The organism is Candidatus Cloacimonadota bacterium, from assembly GCA_034661015.1.
Lineage (GTDB): Bacteria > Cloacimonadota > Cloacimonadia > JGIOTU-2 > JGIOTU-2 > JAYEKN01.
On the sequence record JAYEKN010000004.1, the window covers coordinates 4726 to 7233 of the forward strand.

A 2508-nucleotide genomic window follows, 5' to 3' on the forward strand; every position below is an offset into this window, starting at 1 on the left:
TTGATAAATACGGTTTGGAAATAATCTGTAAACTTTTATGGAAAATTAATCTAATAGGATGAGTCCACTTAAAAACGGGGGTTAAACCATTTCGCCATGGGCGAATCTAAGGATAAAATGGTTAAATTCATAGCTTATGTTTCTCATTAACCCCCGACTTACCTGATAAAAAAAATCTTTGCGAAAGATACTGGTTTTTTTGTCTTAAAGGTTTGATGAACATTTCCAGATCGCTTTTGGAGATAACTTTCGCAAAGATTTTTTTATCATTTTTTAAGAAAGATAAAAAGGGAGATGATAATTGCATATAATGTTTCGAGCGTGTGTGCTCTTCTTGCTTTTCTTTCAATCTGAGCACTTATACTTTTGTTAAGTGCAAAACATTTCTAAACAAAGGACAACTTTCGAAACCTACTAATTGCCCTTTTCTTAATCATCTTTGCCCTTTCGAGCAGGAACAAGTCTGTACTTTCACGCACTCTTTTAACTGCTTTTGCAGATAAAATTCCGGCTAACAAAAAGTATTTACGGACGAACACAACGAAAACCTACATTGTTGTTGCTATTAGTCGGATTGTTGTTGTTGCGATTCCAAGATTGCAGGTTGTTTGTGTTGTTGTTCCAACTACCACCGCGTTTGACACGGTTGGAAGAATTAACGACCTATCCCTTTGTAAATATACTAACATATAAAATTTGCCTTTATATCTTTTTCCGGATGCGAAAACTCAATATTCCGCAGAATACGATTGATTATTTTTTTATTATTTTTATTACCAGCATATCCTAACCAACCATTCAAAGACATCAGCAAATTTTCCCAAGCAAGCTCACCATTTGAATATTCTCCACATCGTTTCTTAAATCTCTTTTTAAATCGTTTTATATTTTCTCTTAAGATTCTACGCCTATTTTTATACAAATGAAAACCAAGAAATTTGACACCATTTTTAGCAGGAAATAATTGACATTTTTTATCGTGTAGTTTCATGCGTTTTGAATTACAAAAAGTTAATATTTTCTCAAATGCATGTTTTAATCTAACCTTATCTTTTGAAAAAATCAGAAAATCATCCATATAGCGAATATAATGTTTGAAATTTAACTTTTCCTTGATGAAACGATCCAGCTTATTCAGAAAATAATTTGCCAATAACTGACTGGTCAAATTTCCGATCGGCAAACCTCTGTATCTTCCATAATCAAAAAGATCATCTTCGGGAAATGAAAAATAATATTCTGAACCACTTTTATAAGTGTCTAATATTTTACTGATCAAATTCATTACTTTTTCGTCACGAATTTTCTTATGTATATCTGCCAAAAGAATATTATGATCAATCGTAAAAAAATATTTCTTTATATCCATTTTCAGCACCCAATTATTTGTTCGTAAAAATTTGTGTGCTCTATCCAAAGCTTTATGAGTTCCTTTATCTATACGACAGGCATAAGTATCATATATCATCGCTTTATCTAAAATCGGCTCGATAACATTACATAAAGCGTGATGAACTACTCTATCTCGATAAGGTGCGGCATAGATTTCCCTTTCTTTTGGTTCGATTATCGTAAAATGATAGTAATTCCCGAAAATATAATTCTCTTCTTCTAATTGCTGTTTTATTTGAAATAGATTCTTCTCCAAATTATATTCAAAATCCAAAACTTCATTTTTATATCTTTTTCCTCTTCTGGCTTTTCTGGCTGCTTTCCATAAATTCTCAAAAGCAGTTATTTGGTGATAGATATTTTTGTTCTTTTTGCCCATTACTTATTTCTCATCTTACTGTGCTTTTCCCAGCCGCCAACCATCTTACCTATCTCATTTATTCTTTTTGCTGTTTGTTCATATTGCTTGATAGATATACATTGCAAATCTTTAGATAGGCGAATTAAGAATCTCAATTTTTCCAATTGCAAATTTGCTTTCCGAAGAAAATAAGATTTCTTTTTGCCGGAATATTTGGCATCTATGATATTTTCTAAAATATCTAATTTAATGCTTAATATCCTATCGCCAAGCGTGTATTTATACTTCTTGGGATAATTACTTAATTTTGGTGAAAACCAGACGATTAAATCATACAACGCTGGTAATATCTTTACTTCATTCATTCATATTCCTCTGACCTTCAAGGTTTTTGAAAACCTTGAAGGTCTTGAATAAAAAAATTTCGCCGCGCCTTCTTCTTTTAAAAAAAGAAGCAAAAGAAAAGCGTAAAAGCATAACAGCACAAAGCGTAACGATGAAAGTACTTACGGACGAACACAACGAAAACCTACATTGTAGTCGCTAATAGTCGGATTGATGTTGTAGCGAATCCAAGAAGGCAGGTTGCTTGTGTTGTTGAGCCAACCACCACCGCGGAAGACACGGCCGGAAGAAGAATCACTCCACCAGCTATCTGACCATTCCCACACATTTCCAGCCATATCGTAAACGCCAAAAGGTGACGGGCTGTTTGTAGTAGAAAAGCCCTGAATTGTTTGTCCATTATACATTCC

At 33.2% G+C, this 2508-nt stretch carries 3 protein-coding genes; all 3 read right to left on the bottom strand.

The window, feature by feature from the left end; translation table 11 throughout:
* Window positions 1-682 precede the first annotated feature (682 nt).
* Window positions 683-1771 carry a reverse transcriptase domain-containing protein gene (locus U9P79_00060; protein ID MEA2103027.1) on the bottom strand — a complete coding sequence of 363 codons (1089 nt, stop codon included), beginning with the start codon at window positions 1769-1771 and terminating at the stop codon, window positions 683-685.
* Complete coding sequence (gene avd, locus U9P79_00065) at window positions 1771-2118, bottom strand: diversity-generating retroelement protein Avd (protein ID MEA2103028.1); 348 nt, start codon at window positions 2116-2118, stop codon at window positions 1771-1773. Before avd ends, U9P79_00060 begins: the two co-directional genes overlap by 1 nt.
* Window positions 2119-2259: 141 nt before the next feature.
* Window positions 2260-2508, bottom strand: a 249-nt coding sequence (locus tag U9P79_00070; GenBank protein MEA2103029.1) for an SUMF1/EgtB/PvdO family nonheme iron enzyme, incomplete at its 5' end; no start/stop codon positions are given.